Consider the following 23,100-nt stretch of genomic DNA (forward strand, 5'->3'; position numbering starts at 1 on the left):
AAAAAATATCAAATGAAAGCGAGCATGTCTAGAAAGGGCAACTGCTGGGACAATGCTTGTATGGAAAACTTCTTTAGTCATTTTAAGACTGAATGTTTTTATCTATATTCATTCAAAACAGCTCAAGAGGTTAAAGACGCCTTAAAAAAATATATGAGATTCTATAATCATGGACGTTTTCAAAAGAAATTAAAGAACCTGAGCCCTTATCAATTCAGGACTCAGGCTGCATAATTGTGCTTTTTTATTACTGTCTACTTTACAGGGGTCACTTCACACTCTCCATCCTTTCTTTATTTAAAGTCCCATTCTGCTAATGAATCAAGCACAAATGTCGGCTTTTTTTCGTAGCCCTTAAGCAATTCTTTTGTTGTTACTCCTGTATGGACAAGCAGTGTATCCATACCAGCATTCATGCCAGCCAAAATATCAGTATCATAATTATCCCCAACCATAAGGGTTTCTTCCTTCGCTGTGCCCAGCACTTTTAAAGCCTGCTCCATAATAATCGATTCGGGCTTGCCGATAAAAACAGGCTTTACTTGAGTTGAGACTGTAATAACAGAAGTTAAGGAGCCATTTCCAGGCAAGAGCCCTCTTTCAGTTGGGATAGCAATATCGCCGTTGGTAGATATAAACGTTGCCCCATTTCTGACGGCCAGACAGGCAATTGACAGCTTTTCATAGTTAATGGATCGGTCAATTCCCACTACTACATAATCTGCCTTTTCTTCTGCAAAGCTCAGCCCTTTTTCAGCCAATGCTTCACGGATCCCTTCCTCTCCAATTACATAAACAGAAGCATCATTTTTTTGTTCATATATGTAATTAGCTGTCGCCATGCTTGTTGTAAAAACCTGATCCTCTTCAGCCGGGATTCCGAATTTAACCAGCTTGTCTGCCACCTGTGCAGGTGTTCTCGAGGAATTATTGGTAACAAACAAATACGGCAAATCATATTCCCGAAGCTTCTTCACAAAGTCAGCAGCCTCACTGATCAGCTCTGTCCCGCGGTACATCGTGCCATCAAGATCTATTAAATAGCCTTTATATTTTTTCAAAGTAATCACTCCCAAATTGATCATCGCAAAAGTTAGTATTTGTCTGAGATTGGCTTTTTAGCAATGTAAGTGCCCATAAAAGCTATCTTAAAGGATGGAAGGAATTTGTGCAATTGTTCACGACTGGAGTTTTGAATGAGTCTATAGGAGATGCCGCTATACTTAGTGTAATGGGAATCTATTCCTTTACTTAGTTCTAAATGGGGTTCAGCGGCATCATTCCCTCTGATTAGTTCTTTTCATCCTGGAAAAAGAGAGTTCAGAAGCACTATTCCCTTTGATTAGTTCCCCTCAGCCTGGATAAGGGGGTTTAGCGGCACTATCCCCTCTGATTAGTTCCCCTCAGCCTGGATAAAGGGGTTTTAGCGGCACTATTTTCTCCGATTAGTTCCTCTCATCCATTTAAAAGCGATTCCATTGTCCTATTAGAGTGTATTTGCGAAAGTTCCTTTAAAAAGAAAAAACTCCCTCATCAGGAGCATCACTTAATCTTCATTAATTATATAATGGCAGCATCCATCGCCGGTGGCCATACAGGCTTTGATTTGGACTTCTTCGGTATCGAGGAAGTCTTGTATAAATTCTTTTTCAGCTTTGCATATTTGTTTGAATTCTGCGGCTGTTTCAATATAAGGGCAGTTGTATTCCTTCAGGTGGATTTGCCCTTTTTCTTTTTGTATTTCAGGCATGAATCCTTCCAGCGCTTGAATTTCTGTAAGGATTTCCAGTTTCTCTGCAAAGGATTTCCCAGATGTTTGAATTTCATACTGCTGTAAGAGGCGGTTTTTTCTTCTCGTGAACAATTCTGTAATTAACTCTTCCTGTCCCATGCTTATTAGTTCTTTCAATAGCTCGACACTAAGCTGTTTGTATTTTTTCGGAAAAAGGTCTTCACCTTTTTTGGTAAGCTGATATAGTTTTGAAGGACGGCCCTTTGTTTTCCTGAGAATCACTGATTCTAAATAGGCATCCTTTTCAAGAACCTGTATATGCCTTCTTACCGCCATTTCGGAAATACCTAATTTACTGGCCAAATCCATAATCGATAATCTTCCGGATGTCTTGATTAACCGCAGGATATGATCTTTAGTAGATTCTGCTCCAACAAGCATGAAATTCACCGTCCTTCCTTTTATATTAGCTTAAAACTGCAAATTATCACAATTATTTATGCGTTTGATACGGGCGGCTAAAAAAAAGATCGGATTGCTCCGATCTTTTATTGCGGTTTAAATGCAGAAACAGGCCCCAGTTCGCTGATTAAATATTCCCTTACACGGCCAGGGAATTCTTTTATCATCGGCAAATGCTTCCCAAACGCCGCTTTTACTTCATCGTGATTAATCTCAGTATAATTTTGGACAAGCATTTTCCTGTATGTAATGATATTTTTAAAGCTTTCGCTCATCTCTTTGCTGATTACTTTTTCATCGTCGAGAATATCCACGATATCTTCGTAACTGCCTGGATCTCTCATGATGAAGCCGTCAATCATCGTATTTCCTGTATCCAGAATGGCTTCAATCATAATTTGGGCAATTCGCTCCAAAGCTGCCTTTTCAATAGGTGATGTCCATTCCTTCACTTCTTCAAAAAGGGAGATTTGCTGTTCCAAATAGTTAAGCGTATCTTCTATTTTATCCCTGTCTACGAAATACATTATGCTTCCTCCTATGATAATTTCAGGCTCCTGGTAAAAGTGTCTGGCCGAGTGTAAAAGTATCCCATTGCTAGATCAGCTTGCTTCTTGAAAGAAATGAAGCTTCTCCTGCGCTTTCAATTCCTTCAGCCACACAAGAGAACCCGCTTGTTTTGCTGCTAAAAGAAGGCCCTTTTAGCATGGATTCTTTCCGCTGTATCAGTATCATGACGGAACGATCGATCCTGATAATATCCGGCATAATCTCACTGATGGAGTGCAAACTGGCATACCCTGCCGCTGTATCGTCAAAAGCTACCCGAAATCCCAAAGACTTAGTACATTTATATTGTATATAAAGTTATTCATCCCTTCAATGGAATCCCGCTCAGTAATTTCCAGTGCAATCCGATGTGGAGAGATATTTTTTATTTCTGGCCAGCATCTTTATGTAAAGGCAGGACTATTTTCCCTATTTGCTGAATTTCTTTAGGCATGGTTGACCATATCTTTCATTCCGGCTTATGCCATTCTAAAGCGCTCCTATTTACTGCACCCTATTGCACCAAAATATCCGAATTGATTATTTTTTCCTGCAATAGAAATTATATGATTTTGGTTATTGTCGAAATTTCCATAATGACATTCAGTAATGGGGCTAATTCTGATAAGATAGAAAAGGAAAAGAGGCTGTTTGCTAATGAAATATATGTAAGCGCATTAGCAATTACGTATATGATTTTACGCAGACCATCTTTGTCCCATATTCTAAAGCAGAAGAAGAACGCTGCATTGGAATGGGCCTCAAGGATCCGCGCCAGCTTGCTGCTCCTTGACGATTTTGTTTCTGTTGATGACGCCATTTTTGCAGGCGTTTTATGTGGAGAGCTGCTCGATTAGGGGCCGTTTTCTTGGCGGTGATCTGGTTGAGACCCATTCTATCGTCATGCGTTCCAAACCAAGACCGTCCAAATATAACGGCGCATCATCAACTTGAGCATAAGCCCCACTTGGTTATGCTATAATACCTTGATTATTCCAATAAAGAGGAGGGTGTAATTTGGCTGAACGTTTTTTCTTATATGATGATCTGGAAGATACAAAAACCCGCTTTGTAAGCTTTATGGGTGAAAATCAGCGTTTCGATCTCGCCATAATCCGTTCTGATCGTTATTATGGCAAACAATTGGTTCTTGATATTCAAGGAAGCCGCTTTGCCATCATCGGGGAAGATGATCTAAATGAAGAAGGTTACCTGGAGCATATATTTCAGCTTTCAGAAGAAGATGCCGAAGAACTGCGATCATTCCTGATGGAAATCGTTTAATATTTAATGAAGACCAAATAATAAAGGAGAACCCTTGCAGCAGGTTCTCCTTTATTATTTGGCCAAACTCCATTCATAAGAATTGAACAGCATGACTGAATCAGCTTTTCAATATGGCAGCATAAAGGAACCTCATGATGATCCGGAACTGACTTTTGAAATCACAAAAGGGCAGGGTTCTCCCATGCTTTTTAGCTTTTAACCTTTTTCACAACAAAATATGCACAGCCAAAATTACAGAATTCGTAAAGATATTCTGTTAATGTGCTGATTTTTGTATCAAAGGATGCTTTCTGATTTTGGTCATCAAAAAAGCCGCGAAGCCGAAGCTGTCCATAGCCCCAATCCCCCACAATGTAATCATACCTGGATAGGATATCACTATATCTTCCGCGAAATGCTTCTTCATTGAAACCATTCCGCTCTTCCTCGATCACTTCATAGCAAATATTATTAATGCATACCATTTTTTTCACCTCAACTTAACAGCTTATGTACAGTATTATATTGGAAAATAACGGGATATGAAAACGAATGATTGTCCTACTTTAAATTATAACTGATTCCCCATCAATTACTAAGAGAAAAAAATTTATGGGTGGCAATTCTATAGATGAGGAGGTGTTTTTAGTGAGAAAATCACTAATTATTCTTGGAATTTACGGTATAGCAGCACTGACTGCTTGCCAGAACAATGCTGCAAGAGAAGATATTTATGAAGAAAGCGGCAATACAATAAATGTAAATGATCAGCGTGCTGATTTATATAACAGAGACATGGGGAACGGCAGAAACGGCCGTAACAATGTCGGTGAAGACTTTGGATATGTCCGCCATCAGCGAAGCCCTATCATGGGTGACAACGCTTCCGCTGACCATTATGCGGCAATAGATCGGGAGCAGGTTGCTGATATTATTGGAAAATATTGCACTGAAGTGCCAAATGTCGATGATGTTTCGACACTTGTCACAGATGAAGAAGTATTGATTGTGTATGATACAAATACCGAAAATCGCAATCAAACGGCTGACCAGGTCAAGAAAATGGCGATGTCCGTTGTCCCTAGATGGTATCATGTCTATGTGAGTGATGATACCTCATTAAGAAAAAATGTGGAAAACTTTGCGACAGTTGACTCTGATGGGCGCAATGCAGAGAATGGCATTAACCAGCTTATTAAGCAGATGCTGAAATCGCCTCAAGGTGAAAAAATGAGCGAAACCGAAAATGAAAACGGTGAAATGCAAGGCGAAAGAAATGATGACATGGATCGGGACGACCTTGGCGAGTCTGTCCGCAAAGCAGGGAACCGATAATGAACAAAAGCGGCAGGGTCTTTACTTAAGGAACGTCAACATGCCGCCACATCATCCCAAAAGGCTTTCGGTCGTGCGATGTTTGGATTTTTCATTTTTTAACCAATAAAAAAGAGTCCAGCGATATGGCGCTGAACTCTTTTTTATTGGTTTACGCTTCTTTGAATTCTTTTTCTCCCATAAGCTGCTTTTGTTTGGCAGCGGCGTTTACCTGTTCATCTGCGTGGTAGGAAGAACGTACAAGCGGCCCGGCCTCGCAGTGGCTGAAGCCTTTGCTCATGGCAATTTCTTTTAGCTCCTGGAATTCTTCTGGGCTATAGTACTTTACAACTTTAAGATGCTTTTTGGATGGCTGCAGGTATTGCCCGATTGTCATAATATCAACATCATGTGCACGCAGATCATCCATAACAGCAATGATTTCCTCTTTTGTTTCGCCCAGGCCAATCATGAGGCTGGATTTCGTTGGAATGTCAGGCTGCATTTCCTTTGCACGCTTCAGGAACTCAAGAGAGCGCTTATATTTTGCTCGTGCTCTTACTCTTGGCGTAAGGCGTTCAACCGTCTCAATATTGTGATTCAGGATATCAGGACGAGCATCCATTAACGTTTTCAGGTTTTCATAAACTCCGCCCATATCCGAAGGCAATACCTCGATAGTCGTGAACGGGCTTTTTCTTCTGATTGCACGGACTGTTTCAGCAAAAACAGCGGCACCGCCGTCTTTTAAATCATCCCTAGCCACCGCAGTAACAACCGCATGCTTTAGGTTCATTAGGGCAACTGAATCAGCAACGCGTTCCGGCTCCTGAAGGTCGAGCTCTGTCGGCAATCCGGTTTTAACCGCACAAAAGCGGCACGCACGCGTACAAACATCGCCGAGAATCATAAATGTAGCCGTTCTTCTTACTGCCCAGCACTCATGAATATTCGGGCATTTTGCCTCTTCACATACAGTATGTAGGTTTTTCTCTCTCATCATTTTTTTGAGGCCGGTATAGTTTTCATTCGTATTTAATTTTATTTTTAGCCATTCCGGCTTGCGCAAGTACTCTTCCTTTTTGCTCATTTTCCCACTCCTTAGAAAAATCATAAGCGCATCAACATGCGCAGAAGCTAAAGTATAGAAAAGCCAGTCATAACCGACTAAGCTGATTAGGCTTCACCTGATGCCACTTTATCATAATGAATTCAAGAGGACAAGCCGCAGATTTTGGGATTACCATTAATTGATATTTATTAAATTTTCCATTACTCACAAACTATGTAGGCAGACCATAAAAGAAGGGAGGATTTCCGTGCGGATATTAGTAACCGCTGTTGCGGCCTTATCGTTTTTTCTGACTTCTTTATGCACAGTAAGCGCTCAGGAAAATCAATCGGATCTATATAAGCAAAGAATGACGCTATATAAAAAAGTCGAAGCCGTCACGAACATCCCCTGGTACTACCTTGCCGGCATCGATCAGTATGAAAGAAATGTCCGGCAGGCCAGAAGGGATATTCCTAAAGCAGAAGGCCTTACAGGGATCTATTTTAAGCCTGAAGAATGGGCGGGGATGTTGAATCCGGATCCACATGATGAAAATCCGACATCGATTCAATTTTTCAACGGAATTGGCATAGATGGTGATGGGGACGGAAAAGCCAGTCTAAAAAGCGATGAAGATGTTCTTCATTCCTTTGCAAATTTCCTTCTCTCCTATGGTACAGACCATGACAATATAAAAATCGGATTGTGGAATTATTATAAGCGCGATAAAACGGTTGGCATCATAATTGGAAAAGCCCAGGTTTATAGGCATTTCGGGCGCCTGGACCTTGATGATCATGCCTTTCCAGTACCCCTGAGGAGCAATTATAGCTATAGAAATACATGGGGGGATGCAAGAGGATGGGGCGGAAGAAGAATTCATGAAGGTACCGATATTTTTGCGGATTATGGAGTTCCAGTCCGTGCAACATCTTATGGAATTGTTGAAATGAAGGGCTGGAACAAATACGGGGGATGGAGAATCGGCATTCGCGATATTAATAATAACTACCATTACTTTGCTCACTTAAGCGGGTTTGCCAAAGATTTAAAATTGGGACAAGTCGTTGAGCCAGGAATGCTGATCGGCGGTGTTGGAAGCTCCGGCTATGGCCCGCCTGGTACTTCAGGAAAGTTCCCGCCTCACCTCCACTATGGAATATATAAAGATAACGGCTATACCGAATGGTCCTATGACCCTTATCCTCACTTAAAGCTGTGGGAAAGGCAGGACAGAATAAAAGCAAGGAAGAAATAAGCTATAAAAAAGGACTGCCCTTTGCAAAGGACAGTCCTTTTTAACTTATTTTGCTTTTTTTGCTTTAGATACTGCATTCATAATGCTTGCTCCAAGACCGCCCCAAATAATGAGCATCCCAATCACCATCATTGTAATAGCACTGCCGGACATTATTGAGATACCTCCTTCTTTTCAGGGACTTCAAGCGTATTCTTTTGCCATTTAAATGACATGAACACAAATCCCAGGATAATTGCTCCAATGGCTACTCCCCAGCCGGAATACAGAAGGAAGCTTGTCGGATAACCTTCATAATTTTCTTTAATGTTTGTAATGATATTCTGAATCATCATATAACCTAAAACTATTGGCGTAATTAGGCCTAAACACACTTTCCACCATGCACCCAGAAGGATATCGGACATGCTGTTCGCGTGGCTTTGAAGGTTCTTAAGCTCTTTCAGCACCCAAGCAACAACGACAACTTCAACCAAGCCAGCAAGAGCAACACCGAATTGGTTAATAAAGTAATCGGCAGCATCAAGGAAGTACAAACCGCCCTGAGTGGCGAACAAGATCGAGATTACTGCAGATAATCCTCCGCCGAATAGCACTGCTTTTGTACGTGAAACCTTGAATTTGTCCTGTACTCCAGCAACAAATGTTTCTACGATGGAGATTAATGAAGATAGCCCTGCTAGCACTAAACAGATGAAGAATAGTGATCCGAAAAAGCCGTTTAAAGCAGGGAATTCATTAATGATCTGCGGGAAGACAACGAAAGCTAATCCGACACCGGCAGTTACGACTTCACTAACTGGCACACCAGCCTGTGATGCCATAAATCCTAAAGCAGCGAACACCCCAATACCAGCAAGCAATTCGAAGCCTGAGTTTGCAAAGCCTGTAATGAAGGCATTGTTTGTAATATCTGTTTTCTTTGGCAGGTAGCTTGAGTAAGTGACCATGATGGCAAAGGCAATGGATAAGCTGAAGAAGATCTGTCCATATGCCGCTACCCAAACCTTAGGACTGGCAATTTGGCTCCAGTCAGGCTTGAAGAAAGCATCAAGTCCCTGCGCAGCCCCATCCAATGTAAGAGCTCGAATAACGATAATAAAGAATAAAATGACAAGAGCAGGAATAAAGATTTTGTTCGCAATTTCAATTCCTTTTTTAACGCCCTTAAATAAAACACCAAGTGTGATAACCCAAACGATAATTAATGGAATAAATACCCCTGGAACGATTGACCCGACTTGGCCAGGAGCTTCAGCCAGGTTTAAATAGCTGCCGAAAAGGAACCCTTCCGGATCATCTCCCCATTTCAGGCTGAATGAAAAACCTGCAAATGACATAGCCCAAGCAATGATAACAGCATAGTAGGTGGAAATAACGAATGATACGGCTACCTGCCACCAGCCAACCCATTCATATTTTTTGCTTAACCTGGCATAAGAGAGCGGTGCAGATCCGCGGTATTTATGGCCGATTGTGAATTCCATGATCAGCAAAGGAATCCCTGCTGTCAATAATGCAAATAAGTAAGGAAAGAAGAAGGCTCCCCCTCCATTTTCATAGGCCACTGCCGGGAATCGCCAAATGTTTCCCAACCCAACGGCCGAACCTACGGCAGCTAAAATAAAGCCTGCCCTTGAACCCCACTGCGGACGATTATCCATAGTATTTTCTACCCCCTGTAAAAAAATTACTTTTCTCCCAATTAAAAAGAACAATGGGAACTTTTTATATTTTCAGATAATTCTATTTAACACAAACTTAGTATATCTATTTTTTTAAATTCTGTCAAAACATTATTTTGGCAATAGTAATATTTTTTAGAATCCTTTAATCATACACTCTACTAAAGTGAATTTGCTTTCTGAATTAATATTTTCCTATTTTAATTTCCAGTTAAAACCCAATTATCCAGGAGCTATCTTACCAAAAGTTCGCCTATAGGAAATTTGTCTTTTGTCCACACCTCCCTTACTCAATTTTATTCCTTCAAGCTAAAAACTTTCTCATTTTGTTCAGAAAATTCAAAATTAATATGTATTTTCCGTATTATAGCACCCATTAATATACTGGACAGCCTTCCAATTTTAATTGTGTTTGGTTTGTCAATCCCCGGGAATAAAACCAATGTGCTCAGCTTTTATCAAAAAAGATAAAACAAAAAAGCAAAACTATTAAGAGGAGGTTTTACTAATGGATGCCAATATTATCGGAGTTTATAATTCACAGCAGGAAGTAGCAGATGCAATTCAGGAATTGCAAAATGAAGGATATCCTGTTCAGGATTTTTCTATCATAGCAGAAACAGAACATCTGGATTCCTCTCTAGAAGATAAGACAGGTGTTCATACAGAAACCTTCGAAACAAAAGATAGAGACAGCAGCGAGAGCGCTGGTTTCTTAAACAGTATTGCATCCTGGTTTGATGATGACCGTGTGAATCATGGATCTGCAGCAGAGAAATTCAGAGAGCTGGGCATGTCTGAAGATGATGCACGCAAGTACGAAGCATATGTAAATGAAGGGAAGATCATCCTATATAGTGACAGCATTGATAATGCAGCGGGTTTTACAAACTAGCCGCACAACTGATGCCAGAGCGGAAAGCTCTTACCAAAATGGACACAGCCATCATAAAGAATTGCCCTAAGATAAAGAACAATCATTAAAGCTGCGCGAAGAGCACCTTGATGTTGATAAGGAGCGCGTTGAGGCTGGTGAAGTGGAAATCCATAAGGATGTAGTCAAAGAGCAAAAAACAGTCAATGTACCGGTCGAGCATAAGAGGTATATGCAGAAAGAAGAAAAGTGAATAATCAAACTGCTGCCAGCACTTCACCCATTGAGGATGATAAAACAATCCGCATTCCGATAACAGAGGAACGAGTTGAAGTTTCCAAAAAGCCGGTCGTAACTGATGAAGTAGTTGTCGGCAAGCAGAAAGTCCAGGAAACACAGCAGGTAACAGAGAATCTGAAAAAAGAAGAAGTTCATCTTGAAGGCGGCCGTGAGTACGTATCCGATGATGAAGATTTCGATCGCCCAGTTAATAGAAGAGATAATGATAAACCATAAAATGATTGAGGGATCTCCGAGGAGAGATCCCTTAATAATAGCAAAAGGCCTTCTCTCAAAGAGAAAGCCTTTTTATAATATATATTAGCTTGCTGTTTTTTCCTGCATTGCAGCATCTTTCCGATTGCCTGCCAAAAACGCAAAGGCAATGACCAGAATGGCAACAGCAACCAATGCAAAGAGGGTGCTGCCCGTAAAGCCGATGATCAGATAACCAGCAGATGCGATCCCTGCTGAGATTAGCGCATATGGAATCTGCGTCATTACATGGTCCATATGGTTGCAGCCTGCCCCTGTTGATGAAAGGATAGTTGTATCGGAAATAGGAGAACAATGGTCGCCAAATACTGCTCCGGCCAACACCGCTGCCATTGCCGGCAGCAATAGGGTAATATCAGTTGCAGCGGCAATATCCCCTGCGATTGGAAGCAGGATGCCAAACGAACCCCAGGAAGTTCCTGTACTGAATGCCATAATTCCAGCAATAATAAACAGAATAACCGGCAGCCAAGAAGTACTCATATTGGAGCTTTCAACAATTCCGGCTAAATATTTGCCTGTTTCCAAACGGCCAATCAGATCAACAATCGCCCACGCAAATAATAAAATATAGACAGCTGGGAGCATAGATTTAATGCCTTCCCACACACCTTTGCCAAAAACATTAGACTCAATGCCTTTTAAAACTAGCGCCTGGCGAAGGAATAATGCCATTGTCACAAATAAACCAATCAGTCCGCCAAGGATAAGAGACTTTGAAACATCTGTATTTTCAAAGATCTGCAAAACCGTTGCGTTACCTTCAACAGCTTGTGATCCAGTCCAAATCATAGAACCTACTGTACCGATTACAAGTGCCACAATCGGCCAGACAAGGTCGCCTACTGAGCCTTTTGAACTTGTTGGCAGGTCATCTTTTAATTCACCTGGTGCAGGCTTGTCAGGGTCCATTACTAATCCCTCTTCAATTGCACGCTTCTCATGGACCTTCATTGGCCCGATTTCAACTTTCCTTAATGCTACAATGAAAACAATTGCTAATGTAGCCCACACATAAAGATTCATCGGAATCATCTGAATGAAAGCGGAAAAAGCAGTATACTCTGTTACATTATGTGCTGCCAGGATAGTGCCAATCAGTGCAATAATATATGCTCCCCAGCTGGATACCGGCGATACAACACAAACCGGTGCTGATGTTGAGTCAATCAGGTACGCCAGTTTCGCCCGGGAGACACGCTGGCGATCTGTAATCGGACGTGAAATTTGTCCGACTGCCAGAGCATTGAAATAATCGTCAATAAAAATGATGATACCTAAAACAGCTCCAACAATCTGTGCGCCTGCACGGGTCTTAACCCGCTTCATCGCCCATTCGCCAAATGCACGGCTTCCGCCTGAGATAGATATGAATGCAGTAATAACTCCTAATACAAGCAAGAATAATATAATATAAACATTCCAGGTATTAAGCTCTCCGTCTGAAACAAAAATTCCTTTTACTGCATCAAAAATAATGCTAAATGTTTCTGTAATGCTGAATTCAGCAAGCAACAGGGCTGCTGTAACGATCCCCACTCCCAATGATAGCAGAACGCGCCTAGTCAGGATGACCATTGCGATTGCGACCAGCGGCGGCAGCAGGGAAAAAATCGTGTTTGCCATTATTTGTCCTCCTCTTGTTTTTTCTGGACCGCACCATTTGGGCCAGTCCGTTTTTCAATCAGGGGGAACAACATGGATGATGACAGAGTCAAAATAAAAAAGAGCAACGATAGAGAAAAATCTATCATTACTCTTTTGAAGTAATTAGTTTCTCCATCACGATCTGTAGCTCCCCATTATGAAGGCTTTTACAAAGTATATTCATACTTTCCCCTCATAATGACAGTGTTACTCCTATTCGAAGTAACCCCAGCAAAATAAATGCCGACCATTTATTCTGCTTCGGCAAAATTCCCTTTCAGCTGTGGTCAAAGTTGTCATCCTCACACAGCGTACTATTGAATCCTGCTCCTCTACCCCATCGGATTTGATAAGGTTTTTTATGCATTTGTATTTATAAGTATAGCAAAATACTAAAAACATGGCAAGCGTTTATCCCGCATTAACGGGCAGTAAGACCCCCACTTTATGACTTTGATGGAACAATAAAGGATAAGCGGGGGAATAACTGCCCATAAAAGCCTGATTATCAGAACTCAGACTAAAGACGCCACGTCCTGTGGCAACGTCTGAGTGACCCGCATCCTCCCAAAAGCTGCCGCTTTTGGTCGTGCGATGAATATGCTAACGAAGCTTTCCTTGTCCTGCGGGCTCAACTAACCATCAGTGAGAAAATCACCCGCTGATGGAAGTTTCACTTTATTGTCCTGCAGGAACTTCAATTGAAGGTGAGGTTTCACCGCCGCCATTATAGAACTGCGGAACTTTACCAGGATATATTCCATAAGCTGCAAGAACATCTTCTTGCACAGTAATAATTTTTGTTGCAAAAGGGATAATGATTTGGACCTGCACATCCAAACGGACAAGAACCTTTACTTCAACATTATTGATGCCATGATCCTTTGTCTCTGTTATAAAATTGGAGGTAACGGAACCAACAGCATTGAATTTAACTGGTATTCTCGGACCTAAGTTACCAAGCAATGCATTATTGGTGGCCTGGCCAAGCGGTACATAATAAACAATCCCATTTGAGCTCTGCTTTTGCTCCGTGTTTATTTCAACATCTGTAAAAGACTCTAAGGCTTCGAGGTCTCCCTTCTCCGCTTTCTTGATATTATCCTGAACAAGTTCGGTCACTTCAGCTTTTACCCTGTTCAGCTTTTCAACATTTATGCTGACAACACCGCTCTCGCTTGCTTCAAACATATCTTCCAAGTCCATAACATTAGTGATTTTTTTATTGATCGCATTGTTAATAACCAATGATGCGATTTTTCTCGTTTGAGAATCCGCATAGCTCATAAGTGTGGGCTTAAGCCCTTCATTGATGATCCATAAGCCGGCAGCAGTTGAAAAAACGAAAAACACAAAGGTCAGCAGAAATACATACCGAAACGGCAATGGACCTTTTCGGGGCAGCCGGCCTCGAAATTTTGCCAAAACAAATCCCCCCTTTACAAGCTATATGTATGCTGTAAAGGAGGGAACTAATCCAAAATCGTTCATTGTTTTACAAAAGTAGTATCACAGCCTATAATAACGGCATTCAGCTCAGATCTTAAATCTACTTCATATGGATTGGTGCTTATTCCTCTTTCTTCCAATATAAGAATAACCGGCCTGTCACTCAGCCCTTCATTCTGCCGGCAGACGACCCCTTTCCTCCCATCATTCAATTCGACGGTAATTCCTACAGGGTAAACCGCAATCGCCTGGCGGAAAGCCTCTATAAGCTTTGTCTCATAAAGCGTACCTGCCCCTGCATATAGAATTTCCAGGCCCTCATGCGGAAGCATCGCTTCCCTGTATATTCGGTTGGAAGTGACCGCATCAAATACATCCGCCACCGCTATAATTTTTCCATAATCATGAATCTTGTCACCATGGAGACCTCGTGGATACCCGGATCCATTAAGCCGTTCATGATGCTGAAATGCACAATGTGCAACAGTCAATGGGATTGTCTGGACTCCTCTCAAGATATCAAAGCCCTCTTGCGGATGTTTTTTTATTTCAGTAAACTCTTCAGCTGTCAATTGTCCCGGCTTCATTAAAATTTCGGCTGGAACCTTAATTTTTCCCACATCGTGTAAAATAGCTCCCAGCCCTAAGGTTTCAAGCTCCTTAGGTGCCATCTTCATCTCCATTCCAATTGCCAGAGAATAAAGGGTTACATTAAGGGAATGGGTAAAAATATAGCGATCATATGTATACACATCAGAAAGTATCGTCAGCAGTTCTTTATTTCCTTTCACTTCCCCAAGCAGCTTGCGAATTAACTCAGAGAACTGCTTAGAGGCCTTTTCAATCACCAATGAACTGGCAATATTCCGATCTTCCTCCACTTGCCGAAAAACAGATTCAATTGTTTGGAGGGCTTCCGTTCGCAACTTGGCTGGTAGAGGATCCTTATAGTGAATATCCTCGGTGCGTTGATCCCTGACATAAATATAGGTTATACCCATTTCCTGCAGCCTTTTAATCAACCTGTCTGCTAGTTGTACACCTTCATTTAATAGGACTTGCCCTTTATCATTATAAATAGTCTTGGCCAAAACGCTGCCAGCCTCAACTGTTTCTGTTTCAGCTAATCTCATATGTATCTCCTATACTTTTTTGAAGTTGCATCTTTTTTATTCATATCGGGTCTTTTTAAGGTTTATTTACATTATACGACAAAAATTTGGGTTGTTTAGGATAAAAAGGAAATATATATAATTAAACCAGATAGCGGACAATAAATACTGAATCTTTGATTCCAAAGAAAAAGGCAGGCCATTTAAGGCATGCCTTATATCATTTTCAGAAGGGCTTCCCTTCCGATTGTTCCTTTATGGATACCAAGCTCTTCAGCTTCGTATGTTACGGATTCAAGCGGTGCATTCAGCAGCTGCTCAATCGTTTTCACTCCTACAGCTCTCCCTGCAATCACTTTTCGGTCCTTAAGCTTTTCATTGAGCAAACCAACATCCAGGGCACCGCACATAATATATCCTTTTTCATTCGTTACAACCAGTAAGTTTGTTTTCGGCAATTGCACCGAAACACTTAAAAAAGTATGGCCATCTATATCAATCGGTTTCAAATCAATCAATTTTTCCGCCACTCCTTTCCTTTTCCATTACACAATATGTACGGACAAGGTAAAGGGTGAAAGTACCAGGTACTGATGCCAGTTGGCTGAAGGGGTATCAGTGCCTGGCACCTTAATGTGCTGTTTTCCGCTGCAGCACTTGCTTTCTCTTGTGAGCCTCTCGGCATTTTGTGGTCTTGGAAACCATTTTTACGCAGGGATGAAGCAAATAAACACCGCACGAAGATTTTAGGGGGGCACTTCCTTCTCCTTCAATCAGCACAGCACCAGATCATAGCCTTAAAATAAATCGAGCTGCCTTGGGGCCAGCTGTTTGTATTCGATATTAAGCAGGTCGATCATTTGTTTTGCATTGTCGGCCGCATCTCCTCCAGAGTTATTGTTGAATACGGCAAATACATTTTTGCAGGTTTTTTCGAGCTCACTTAGGTGAGCAGCCCATTCAGTAAGCTCTTTTTCGTTATATCGGTAAAGATAGCGTACTTCTCGCCAGTTATCTGCATTCTTCTTCTGCCAGCCGTGAAAGTTGCGGCCATGAAAGCGAACAAGCACTTTATCAGGGCAAGTTGTTTCCAAAACTGCTGGAATGGAGCCTTCCCCAGCTTGAGGTTCATCACAAATGCTGTGAATCCAGCCTTCCTCTCTCATAAATCTCAGTGTACTTTCTATAAACTCAGGCCGAAACCAGGATTGGTGCCTGAATTCCAGGGCACACGGCAAATTACCCACCTGCTCTTTGCACCATCGCAGATAATCAACATTTGCTTTTTTGCAGTCAAACCAGGGCGGGAATTGAAACAGCACCATAGCGAGCTTCCCAGCTTCAATATATGGCTCCAACGAGTCTTTAAAGGCTCCAAACATTTCTTCTTTGCTCTCAAAAGGAATATCCCCCCTCTGGTGTCCGGTCATGCCCTGATAGGCTTTTACAATGAATTGAAAGGAGTCTGGAGTGTCCTTTACCCATTTGGACGAATTTCGTTTTGGCTGAACCGCATAAAAAGCAGAATCCACCTCCACAGTCGGGAAATGGCCTGCATACTCTTTTAACTTATCTCTTGGCGAAATATTGCCAGTATAGAGGCTATCATGGTCGCCCCACCCTGTTACACCTATGATAATCATTGATACACCTCCGTTTTTTGCTAATGAAATGTGAAAATCTATAAAAAAGCTGCAATTAGGTAAAAGAAAGGGCTCTTTTATTTATCAAAAGCCCCATTTTTCACTCTAAAAATGCACCCTGTAAGGAAAAAAAGAGATTTATTTTAAAAAAAGAATGTATATCATCAACTTTAGCAATTTTATCGTCAACTTTCCAAATATATCATCAATTCGGGTGATATATCGTCAACTTTTTGGAAATATCATCAACTCGCATTGGGCTTACGGGATACCAAAATAAAGTCCGGCTAAGCTTTATTCTGCAAATTAGACTCCCGTATTCATTATCCAATTCCTCCTTCCTATTAAAAAACCCGCTTACCATGGCTGGTAAACGGGTTTTCATAAAAATCATCTATTAACCGATGGAACCTTCCATTTCGAACTTGATTAGACGGTTCATTTCTACTGCGTATTCCATTGGAAGTTCTTTTGTAAATGGCTCGATGAAGCCCATTACGATCATTTCTGTTGCTTCTTCCTCGGAAATTCCGCGGCTCATCAGGTAGAAAAGCTGCTCTTCAGATACTTTTGAAACCTTCGCTTCATGCTCAAGAGAGATGTTGTCGTTCAGGATTTCGTTGTAAGGAATTGTATCTGAAGTTGACTGGTTATCCATGATTAATGTATCACACTCGATGTTCGCGCGTGCTCCATCCGCTTTGCGGCCGAAGTGTACGATACCGCGGTAAGTTACTTTACCGCCTTGCTTGGAAATCGATTTGGATACAATCGTTGAAGAAGTGTTAGGTGCAAGGTGAATCATTTTCGCACCTGCATCCTGGTGCTGCCCTTTTCCTGCTAATGCAATGGAAAGAGTCATACCGCGTGCGCCTTCTCCTTTAAGGATAACTGCCGGATATTTCATTGTCAGTTTTGAACCGATGTTTCCGTCAATCCATTCCATTGTAGCGTTTGATTCACAAACCGCACGCTTTGTAACCAGGTTATAAACGTTATTCGCCCAGTTCTGGATGGTTGTATAACGGCAATATGCGTCTTTTTTGATGATGATTTCAACAACCGCACTGTGCAGTGAGTTTGTTGTGTAAACAGGAGCTGTACATCCTTCTACGTAATGTACATGTGCGCCTTCATCAACAATGATTAACGTACGCTCAAACTGTCCCATATTCTCGGAGTTAATGCGGAAATATGCCTGTAATGGCGTATCAACTTTAACCCCTTTAGGAACATAGATGAATGATCCGCCAGACCAAACAGCTGAGTTTAATGCAGCAAATTTATTGTCAGTTGGAGGGATAACCTTTGCCCAGTGCTCACGGAAAATGTCTTCATTTTCACGAAGGGCAGAATCTGTATCCTTAAACACGATCCCTTTTGCTTCAAGGTCTTCCTGCATGTTGTGGTAAACAACTTCTGATTCGTACTGTGCAGAAACACCAGCAAGATACTTTTGCTCTGCTTCCGGGATACCTAATTTATCAAACGTTTGCTTAATTTCATCAGGCACTTCATCCCAAGAACGTTCTGTTTTTTCAGAAGGCTTTACATAATACGTAATTTCATCAAAGTTTAATGACGCTAAATCTCCGCCCCATTGCGGCATAGGCATGTTATAGAAATGCTCCAATGATTTTAAACGGAAGTCAAGCATCCACTGTGGCTCTTCCTTCAATTTTGAAATCTCTTCAACAATTTCTTTTGTCAAACCGCGTTTTGATCGGAAAATGGAAACGTCTTTATCGGCAAAACCATACTTGTAATCGCCGATCTCAGGCATCTTTTTTGCCATCGTCGTATTCCTCCATTCATATTTAGAAATGCGTAGAGCGCCCGCTTATCGGCGACAAGCTTAAGTCAAGCGCTGGCAGAAGGCGTTCTTTGCCTTCAGAAGCGATTGGCTTAAGACCTCGAGCCGATGGCGCTCGGAGCTGGACATTAGTCTAACTACAAAATGCATTTTCTTGATATTAAGGGTTCTCACCCAATCTATTTCATAATATTTTATCAAACAAGGCCGGTGAAAATTTATCGAACAAAGCTTGATTAATTTATTCCTTCTCTTCGTTCTCCTCGTTAATGCCTTTCTCCATTGCTTTCCATGCTAATGTAGCACATTTGATTCTTGCCGGGAATTGGGATACGCCCTGAAGTGCTTCGATATCGCCAAGATCCAAATCATCTTCATCATATTCTTTTCCCAGCATCATATCAGAGAAAACTTTGGAAAGCTTTAATGCATCTTCAATACTTTTGCCCTTTATGGCTTGTGTCATCATGGAAGCTGATGACATGGAAATGGAACATCCTTCTCCTTCAAACTTCGCATCAGACACTTTGCCGTCTTCCAGCTTTAACGTTAGTTGGATTCGATCTCCGCATGTAGGGTTATTCATATTGATCGTCAAACTGTCATCTTCAAGGACCCCTTTGTTACGAGGGTTTTTATAATGGTCCATAATCACCTGGCGGTAAAGGGTATCTAAATTATTAGAAGACATCGCTGAAATACTCCTTTGTTTTGACAAGCCCTGCGACAAGCTTATCAATATCTTCTTCCGTATTGTACAGATAGAAGCTTGCACGCGCAGTTGCCGAAACCTTGAGCCACTTCATCAGCGGCTGTGCGCAATGATGGCCTGCACGCACTGCAATTCCTTCTGCATCCAATACAGTAGCCACGTCATGAGGGTGGACATCATCAATATTAAAAGTGACAAGCCCTGCACGTTTTGATGCTTCTTTCGGACCATATATGGTCATTCCCTCAATGGCAGACATTTTTTCCATGGCATAGGCAGCAAGCTTGTGCTCATATGCTTCAATTTCATCCAAGCCAATCTGTTCAAGAAAATCGATTGCTGCACCTAATCCAATGGCACCTGCAATAATTGGCGTACCGCCCTCGAACTTCCAAGGAAGCTCCTTCCAGGTTGATTCATAAAGGCCGACAAAGTCGATCATTTCTCCGCCAAACTCAACTGGTTCCATTTTTTCAAGATGCTTTTTCTTTCCGTACAGAACACCAATGCCGGTAGGCCCGCACATTTTATGGCCGGAAAAAGCAAGGAAATCGCAATCCAGATCCTGAACATCAATCTTCATATGCGGAGCGCTTTGTGCACCATCCACTACCATAATTGCGCCATTTTCGTGGGCAATTTTTGCGATTTCCTTAATCGGGTTCATAGCGCCAAGCACATTCGATACCTGCATGATGGACACAATTTTAGTATGGCTTGTCACGGTTTCCCTTACATCATCAAGAGAGATTGTTCCATCTTCCTGAAGCGGAAGGTACTTTAGTGTTGCACCTGTTTGTCTGGCAACCTGCTGCCAAGGAATGATATTGCTATGATGCTCCATATAGGAAATAACAATTTCATCGCCCTCATTCAGGTTGTCACGCCCATAACTTGCAGCAACTGTATTAATGGCTGTAGTCGTTCCTCTTGTAAAAATAACTTCCTCAGTCGATTTTGCGTTTATGAACTTGCGGACCTTTTCCCTTGCGCCTTCATAGCCATCCGTTGCTCTTGTTCCGAGTGTATGGACCCCTCTATGAACATTTGAGTTGATTTCCCGATAATATTTATCAAGCGCTTCAATAACCGGAACAGGTTTCTGGGAGGTAGCCGCACTGTCTAAATAGACAAGAGGTTTGCCGTTGACTTCCTGATCCAGAATGGGGAACATTTGCCGAATATCCCGGACATTCATTATTTTACTTTCCTTTCAATAACGGCTGTCAGCTGCTTTTTAACTCCTTCGATAGGAAGAGCATTAACGACCGGTGCCAGGAAGCCGTGAATAACAAGGCGTTCTGCCTCTTTTTGAGAAATTCCGCGGCTCATTAGGTAGTAAAGCTGCAATGGATCCACACGGCCTACAGATGCAGCGTGTCCTGCAGTTACATCATCTTCATCAATTAATAGAATTGGGTTAGCGTCCCCGCGTGCTTTCTCGCTCAGCATTAGTACACGTGACTCCTGCTCGGCATTGGACTTGGAAGCTCCATGCTCAATTTTGCCGATTCCGTTAAAGATGGATGAAGCAGAGTCCTTCATAACACCATGCTTCAAAATATAGCCTTCGGAATTCTTTCCGAAATGAACAACTTTTGTTGTGAAGTTCTGTGTTTGCTCTCCGCGACCGACTACAACTGTTTTTGTGTCTCCGAAAGAGCCATCACCAATAAGGTTCGTTGTATTTTCAGACACTGTGTTGCCATCATTCATAAGACCAAGAGCCCACTCAATGCGAGCATCCCTTCCAGCAACACCACGGCGGTTTACATAGGCAGTAGTGCCTTTTGCAAGCGTATCTACCGCTCCGTATTGAACTTTAGCATTTGCATTTGCAATAACTTCCGTTACGATATTGAAAATCCCATTTGCTTCTTCCACTGTTGAAACATAATTTTCAACGTAAGTAACTGAGCTGTTGTCATCTGCTACAACCAATACATGGTTGAATAGGTTTGCTTCTTTATCGTCATGGATATATACAGCCTGAATAGGTTCTGAAATTTCAACGTTTTTTGGAACATACAAGAAAGCTCCGCCGTTTAAAAGAGCTGCATGAAGGGCAGTCAAGCGGTGCTCATCTGTTTTCACTCCATCTTTCATGAAGTACTTCTGCAGAAGCTCTCCATGTTCTCTTGCAGCAGTAAAGATGTCAGTGAAAATAACACCTTTTTCCTGAAGCTCTTTAGAAACCGTCAAATGTGTCGGTCTGTTATTGCGCTGAATGTAAAGATTCTGGTCGCCAGCTTCCAGGTCAATCAGGTTTCTGACATCCTCAGGAAGGTCGCTCAATGAAGAAAAGTCATCGCTTCCTACAATATGCTTTTCGAACTGTGTAAAGTTCCATTTATCAATTTTTGTCTTATCAGGCTTTGGCATTGGCAGGCTTTCCGCGTTTGCAAGCGCATTTAGACGGAGTTCTGTCAGCCATGCCGGCTCGCCCATGTCTTTTGAGAAGGAACTAACATATTCCTTGTCAAATGGTAGTTTTGTTTCCGTTGTCATAGTGATCCCCCTAACGCTTACGCTTCTTGCCCAACTGTTTCGTCTTCAATGCCTAATTCTTTTTTAATCCAGTCGTATCCTTCTGATTCCAAACGCTGTGCAAGCTCTGGTCCGCCAGATTTCACAACGCGTCCCTGCATCATTACGTGTACATGGTCAGGAGTGATATAGTTTAGAAGGCGCTGGTAGTGAGTGATAATTAAGCATCCGAATTCTTCTCCGCGCATTTCGTTGATTCCTTTAGAAACAACCTTCAATGCATCGATATCCAAACCTGAGTCAATTTCGTCAAGGATGGCCATTTTTGGTTCAAGCATCATTAATTGAAGAATCTCATTGCGCTTCTTCTCACCGCCGGAGAAGCCTTCGTTTAAGTAACGCTGAGCCATATCAAGGTCCATCTCAAGAAATTCCATTTTACTGTCCATTTTACGGATGAATTTCATTAATGAAATTTCATTTCCTTCTTCCATACGGCTGTTGATTGCTGAACGTAAAAAATCGGCATTGGTTACGCCGCTGATTTCGCTTGGATATTGCATTGCAAGGAATAGGCCTGCGCGTGCACGCTCGTCAACTTCCATTTCAAGAACATCTTTGCCATCCAGAGTGATGGAGCCTTGAGTCACTTCATATTTAGGATGGCCCATGATTGCAGAAGATAAAGTAGATTTACCTGTTCCATTAGGACCCATGATTGCGTGGATTTCCCCGCCTTTAATTTCAAGGTTTACACCTTTTAATATTTCTTTCCCCTCAATCGCAACATGAAGGTCTTTGATAGTTAGTACTGATCCTGCCATAATATATACCTCCGTCAATAAAAGAAGATTTGTGTTTAATCGGCTGTATGCCTCAAATCTCTATTCTCATTTTATTCTCATTACAATCTTATAACAAATGAAATTGCATAGCAACTCTTTAAGACCATTAACAAACTTTTCAAACAAAAATGTTTAGAAAGCCTGCAAATATAGATTTTATCATAAAATTTCGCACCTTCAAAACGAAAGCTATCCACACAGCGGGCATGTCCTATCTATTTTTTCCTCATCGTATTATTTCATGTACCGAGATTAAAACGGGTATAAGAAAATAGAATGCCGTTATTCCCTTTAAGCACTTGATTTCGGCTCTATTTAAAAAACCATGAATTATTAACACAGCCTAAAAAAAGAAACCAGCGAAATGATAGACTGCACCCCTTATAGTAGATGTTGAAAAACCCACAGTTGGGCAACATTGACTTAAGGGGTGATTTTTTATGGCAAAAAAAGGACAAAGGTTACAAAGTTATACTTTGGAGATAAAGGCTGAAGCAATTCAGTTAAAAGAAGCTGGTTTCTCAGCACAGCAGATAGCTAACAAACTAAATATACCAAGTAAAAATACTGTAAAGACTTGGTGGAGGAAATATCAAAAAGAGGGACAAGCATTTTACTTAGACAATAGAGGTCGAAGGAAAGA

Annotated in this window: 25 protein-coding genes, 1 pseudogene and 1 riboswitch; of the genes and pseudogenes, 8 read left to right on the plus strand and 18 right to left on the minus strand. The window is 41.6% G+C overall.

Going from position 1 to position 23,100, the window contains the following annotated elements:
* On the plus strand, positions 1-234 hold a 234-nt coding region (locus tag L634_RS31570; protein WP_034263086.1), incomplete at its 5' end, for an IS3 family transposase.
* A 59-nt stretch (positions 235-293) separates the two neighbouring features.
* On the opposite strand, the gene L634_RS0122515 is transcribed toward L634_RS31570, so the two are convergent.
* The 4 genes from L634_RS0122515 to L634_RS32940 all read right to left on the minus strand — a co-directional run bounded on the left by L634_RS0122515 (position 294) and on the right by L634_RS32940 (position 3,031).
* Complete coding sequence (locus L634_RS0122515) at positions 294-1,061, minus strand: TIGR01457 family HAD-type hydrolase (RefSeq protein WP_026584393.1); 768 nt, start codon at positions 1,059-1,061, stop codon at positions 294-296.
* A 485-nt stretch (positions 1,062-1,546) separates the two neighbouring features.
* Positions 1,547-2,173, minus strand: coding sequence for a helix-turn-helix transcriptional regulator (locus L634_RS0122520; protein ID WP_026584394.1), 627 nt, complete (start codon positions 2,171-2,173; stop codon positions 1,547-1,549).
* Positions 2,174-2,280: 107 nt separating this feature from the next.
* On the minus strand, positions 2,281-2,721 hold the full coding sequence (gene hepT / locus L634_RS0122525) for a type VII toxin-antitoxin system HepT family RNase toxin (RefSeq protein ID WP_026584395.1): 441 nt from the start codon (positions 2,719-2,721) through the stop codon (positions 2,281-2,283).
* 70 nt (positions 2,722-2,791) lie between these two features.
* Positions 2,792-3,031: an EAL domain-containing protein gene (locus tag L634_RS32940; RefSeq protein ID WP_232233821.1), complete on the minus strand. Its 240-nt coding sequence runs from the start codon at positions 3,029-3,031 to the stop codon at positions 2,792-2,794.
* A 278-nt stretch (positions 3,032-3,309) separates the two neighbouring features.
* Here L634_RS32940 and L634_RS0122535 point away from each other — a divergent pair, with 278 nt between their 5' ends.
* Positions 3,310-3,600: a hypothetical protein gene (locus L634_RS0122535; protein WP_157452443.1), complete on the plus strand. Its 291-nt coding sequence runs from the start codon at positions 3,310-3,312 to the stop codon at positions 3,598-3,600.
* A 160-nt stretch (positions 3,601-3,760) separates the two neighbouring features.
* The gene (locus L634_RS0122540; RefSeq protein WP_026584398.1) at positions 3,761-4,027 is read left to right on the plus strand and encodes a DUF3055 domain-containing protein; all 267 of its coding nucleotides are present in this window, start codon (positions 3,761-3,763) and stop codon (positions 4,025-4,027) included.
* A gap of 191 nt (positions 4,028-4,218) precedes the next feature.
* Here the strand turns inward: L634_RS0122540 and L634_RS0122550 are convergent, their stop codons facing one another.
* The gene (locus tag L634_RS0122550; protein ID WP_026584399.1) at positions 4,219-4,494 is read right to left on the minus strand and encodes a YutD family protein; all 276 of its coding nucleotides are present in this window, start codon (positions 4,492-4,494) and stop codon (positions 4,219-4,221) included.
* Between the two features lie 163 nt (positions 4,495-4,657).
* Here L634_RS0122550 and L634_RS0122555 point away from each other — a divergent pair, with 163 nt between their 5' ends.
* Positions 4,658-5,344 (plus strand): YhcN/YlaJ family sporulation lipoprotein, encoded by a 687-nt coding sequence (locus tag L634_RS0122555; protein WP_026584400.1) that lies wholly within the window; start codon positions 4,658-4,660, stop codon positions 5,342-5,344.
* Between the two features lie 151 nt (positions 5,345-5,495).
* Here L634_RS0122555 and lipA read toward each other — a convergent pair whose 3' ends face one another.
* Entirely contained in the window at positions 5,496-6,413 is a 918-nt protein-coding gene (gene lipA, locus L634_RS0122560; protein ID WP_026584401.1) for a lipoyl synthase, read from the minus strand.
* 229 nt (positions 6,414-6,642) lie between these two features.
* On the opposite strand from lipA, the gene L634_RS0122565 reads away from it, so the two are divergent.
* The gene (locus tag L634_RS0122565) at positions 6,643-7,635 is read left to right on the plus strand and encodes a M23 family metallopeptidase (RefSeq protein WP_026584402.1); all 993 of its coding nucleotides are present in this window, start codon (positions 6,643-6,645) and stop codon (positions 7,633-7,635) included.
* Positions 7,636-7,680: 45 nt separating this feature from the next.
* On the opposite strand, the gene L634_RS33560 is transcribed toward L634_RS0122565, so the two are convergent.
* Both L634_RS33560 and L634_RS0122575 read right to left on the minus strand, forming a co-directional pair.
* Positions 7,681-7,788 (minus strand): methionine/alanine import family NSS transporter small subunit, encoded by a 108-nt coding sequence (locus L634_RS33560; protein ID WP_157452444.1) that lies wholly within the window; start codon positions 7,786-7,788, stop codon positions 7,681-7,683.
* Positions 7,788-9,299, minus strand: a complete 1,512-nt coding sequence (locus L634_RS0122575) for a sodium-dependent transporter (RefSeq protein ID WP_026584403.1) — start codon at positions 9,297-9,299, stop codon at positions 7,788-7,790. The genes L634_RS33560 and L634_RS0122575 overlap by 1 nt, the downstream gene beginning before the upstream one ends.
* 529 nt (positions 9,300-9,828) lie before the next feature.
* Here L634_RS0122575 and L634_RS34460 point away from each other — a divergent pair.
* Positions 9,829-10,215 (plus strand): general stress protein, encoded by a 387-nt coding sequence (locus tag L634_RS34460; RefSeq protein ID WP_034263089.1) that lies wholly within the window; start codon positions 9,829-9,831, stop codon positions 10,213-10,215.
* Between the two features lie 142 nt (positions 10,216-10,357).
* Positions 10,358-10,710, plus strand: a pseudogene (locus tag L634_RS34465) (YsnF/AvaK domain-containing protein).
* 84 nt (positions 10,711-10,794) lie between these two features.
* Here the strand turns inward: L634_RS34465 and L634_RS0122585 are convergent.
* From L634_RS0122585 to sufC, 10 genes are all read right to left on the minus strand, one after another.
* Positions 10,795-12,375 (minus strand): Na+/H+ antiporter NhaC family protein, encoded by a 1,581-nt coding sequence (locus L634_RS0122585; RefSeq protein WP_026584404.1) that lies wholly within the window; start codon positions 12,373-12,375, stop codon positions 10,795-10,797.
* Positions 12,376-12,533: 158 nt separating this feature from the next.
* Positions 12,534-12,739, minus strand: a riboswitch (Lysine riboswitch).
* Positions 12,740-13,074: 335 nt separating this feature from the next.
* A complete protein-coding gene (yunB, locus tag L634_RS0122590; RefSeq protein ID WP_026584405.1) occupies positions 13,075-13,821 on the minus strand; it encodes a sporulation protein YunB in 747 nt (248 codons plus the stop codon).
* A gap of 62 nt (positions 13,822-13,883) precedes the next feature.
* The gene (locus L634_RS0122595; protein ID WP_026584406.1) at positions 13,884-14,978 is read right to left on the minus strand and encodes an HD-GYP domain-containing protein; all 1,095 of its coding nucleotides are present in this window, start codon (positions 14,976-14,978) and stop codon (positions 13,884-13,886) included.
* Between the two features lie 194 nt (positions 14,979-15,172).
* The gene (locus L634_RS0122600) at positions 15,173-15,475 is read right to left on the minus strand and encodes a YunC family protein (RefSeq protein WP_026584407.1); all 303 of its coding nucleotides are present in this window, start codon (positions 15,473-15,475) and stop codon (positions 15,173-15,175) included.
* A gap of 279 nt (positions 15,476-15,754) precedes the next feature.
* Positions 15,755-16,600, minus strand: coding sequence for a DUF72 domain-containing protein (locus L634_RS0122605; RefSeq protein ID WP_026584408.1), 846 nt, complete (start codon positions 16,598-16,600; stop codon positions 15,755-15,757).
* Between the two features lie 397 nt (positions 16,601-16,997).
* Entirely contained in the window at positions 16,998-18,395 is a 1,398-nt protein-coding gene (gene sufB, locus L634_RS0122610) for a Fe-S cluster assembly protein SufB (protein ID WP_026584409.1), read from the minus strand.
* A gap of 259 nt (positions 18,396-18,654) precedes the next feature.
* Entirely contained in the window at positions 18,655-19,104 is a 450-nt protein-coding gene (gene sufU / locus L634_RS0122615; protein ID WP_026584410.1) for a Fe-S cluster assembly sulfur transfer protein SufU, read from the minus strand.
* Positions 19,094-20,323 (minus strand): cysteine desulfurase, encoded by a 1,230-nt coding sequence (locus L634_RS0122620; RefSeq protein ID WP_026584411.1) that lies wholly within the window; start codon positions 20,321-20,323, stop codon positions 19,094-19,096. Before L634_RS0122620 ends, sufU begins: the two co-directional genes overlap by 11 nt.
* Positions 20,323-21,633 carry a Fe-S cluster assembly protein SufD gene (gene sufD / locus L634_RS0122625; protein WP_026584412.1) on the minus strand — a complete coding sequence of 437 codons (1,311 nt, stop codon included), beginning with the start codon at positions 21,631-21,633 and terminating at the stop codon, positions 20,323-20,325. The genes L634_RS0122620 and sufD overlap by 1 nt, the downstream gene beginning before the upstream one ends.
* Positions 21,634-21,650: 17 nt before the next feature.
* Positions 21,651-22,436 (minus strand): Fe-S cluster assembly ATPase SufC, encoded by a 786-nt coding sequence (sufC, locus tag L634_RS0122630; protein ID WP_026584413.1) that lies wholly within the window; start codon positions 22,434-22,436, stop codon positions 21,651-21,653.
* Between the two features lie 461 nt (positions 22,437-22,897).
* On the opposite strand from sufC, the gene L634_RS0122635 reads away from it, so the two are divergent.
* Positions 22,898-23,100, plus strand: a 203-nt coding sequence (locus L634_RS0122635; protein ID WP_026584414.1) for a helix-turn-helix domain-containing protein, incomplete at its 3' end; no start/stop codon positions are given.

It is taken from the genome of Bacillus sp. J33 (assembly GCF_000518885.1).
In the GTDB taxonomy this organism is placed as follows: domain Bacteria; phylum Bacillota; class Bacilli; order Bacillales; family Cytobacillaceae; genus Cytobacillus.

What these genes read in the sequence shown, in the direction of transcription:
- L634_RS0122520 (WP_026584394.1), bottom strand. Translation starts at nt 2,173, where the DNA reads ATGCTTGTTGGAGCAGAATCTACTAAAGATCATATCCTGCGGTTAATC.
- hepT (WP_026584395.1), bottom strand. Translation starts at nt 2,721, where the DNA reads ATGTATTTCGTAGACAGGGATAAAATAGAAGATACGCTTAACTATTTG.
- L634_RS0122535 (WP_157452443.1), top strand. Translation starts at nt 3,310, where the DNA reads ATGATTTTGGTTATTGTCGAAATTTCCATAATGACATTCAGTAATGGG.
- L634_RS0122550 (WP_026584399.1), bottom strand. Translation starts at nt 4,494, where the DNA reads ATGGTATGCATTAATAATATTTGCTATGAAGTGATCGAGGAAGAGCGG.
- lipA (WP_026584401.1), bottom strand. Translation starts at nt 6,413, where the DNA reads ATGAGCAAAAAGGAAGAGTACTTGCGCAAGCCGGAATGGCTAAAAATA.
- L634_RS33560 (WP_157452444.1), bottom strand. Translation starts at nt 7,788, where the DNA reads ATGTCCGGCAGTGCTATTACAATGATGGTGATTGGGATGCTCATTATT.
- L634_RS0122575 (WP_026584403.1), bottom strand. Translation starts at nt 9,299, where the DNA reads ATGGATAATCGTCCGCAGTGGGGTTCAAGGGCAGGCTTTATTTTAGCT.
- L634_RS34460 (WP_034263089.1), top strand. Translation starts at nt 9,829, where the DNA reads ATGGATGCCAATATTATCGGAGTTTATAATTCACAGCAGGAAGTAGCA.
- L634_RS0122585 (WP_026584404.1), bottom strand. Translation starts at nt 12,375, where the DNA reads ATGGCAAACACGATTTTTTCCCTGCTGCCGCCGCTGGTCGCAATCGCA.
- L634_RS0122595 (WP_026584406.1), bottom strand. Translation starts at nt 14,978, where the DNA reads ATGAGATTAGCTGAAACAGAAACAGTTGAGGCTGGCAGCGTTTTGGCC.
- L634_RS0122605 (WP_026584408.1), bottom strand. Translation starts at nt 16,600, where the DNA reads ATGATTATCATAGGTGTAACAGGGTGGGGCGACCATGATAGCCTCTAT.
- sufB (WP_026584409.1), bottom strand. Translation starts at nt 18,395, where the DNA reads ATGGCAAAAAAGATGCCTGAGATCGGCGATTACAAGTATGGTTTTGCC.
- sufU (WP_026584410.1), bottom strand. Translation starts at nt 19,104, where the DNA reads ATGTCTTCTAATAATTTAGATACCCTTTACCGCCAGGTGATTATGGAC.
- L634_RS0122620 (WP_026584411.1), bottom strand. Translation starts at nt 20,323, where the DNA reads ATGAATGTCCGGGATATTCGGCAAATGTTCCCCATTCTGGATCAGGAA.
- sufD (WP_026584412.1), bottom strand. Translation starts at nt 21,633, where the DNA reads ATGACAACGGAAACAAAACTACCATTTGACAAGGAATATGTTAGTTCC.
- sufC (WP_026584413.1), bottom strand. Translation starts at nt 22,436, where the DNA reads ATGGCAGGATCAGTACTAACTATCAAAGACCTTCATGTTGCGATTGAG.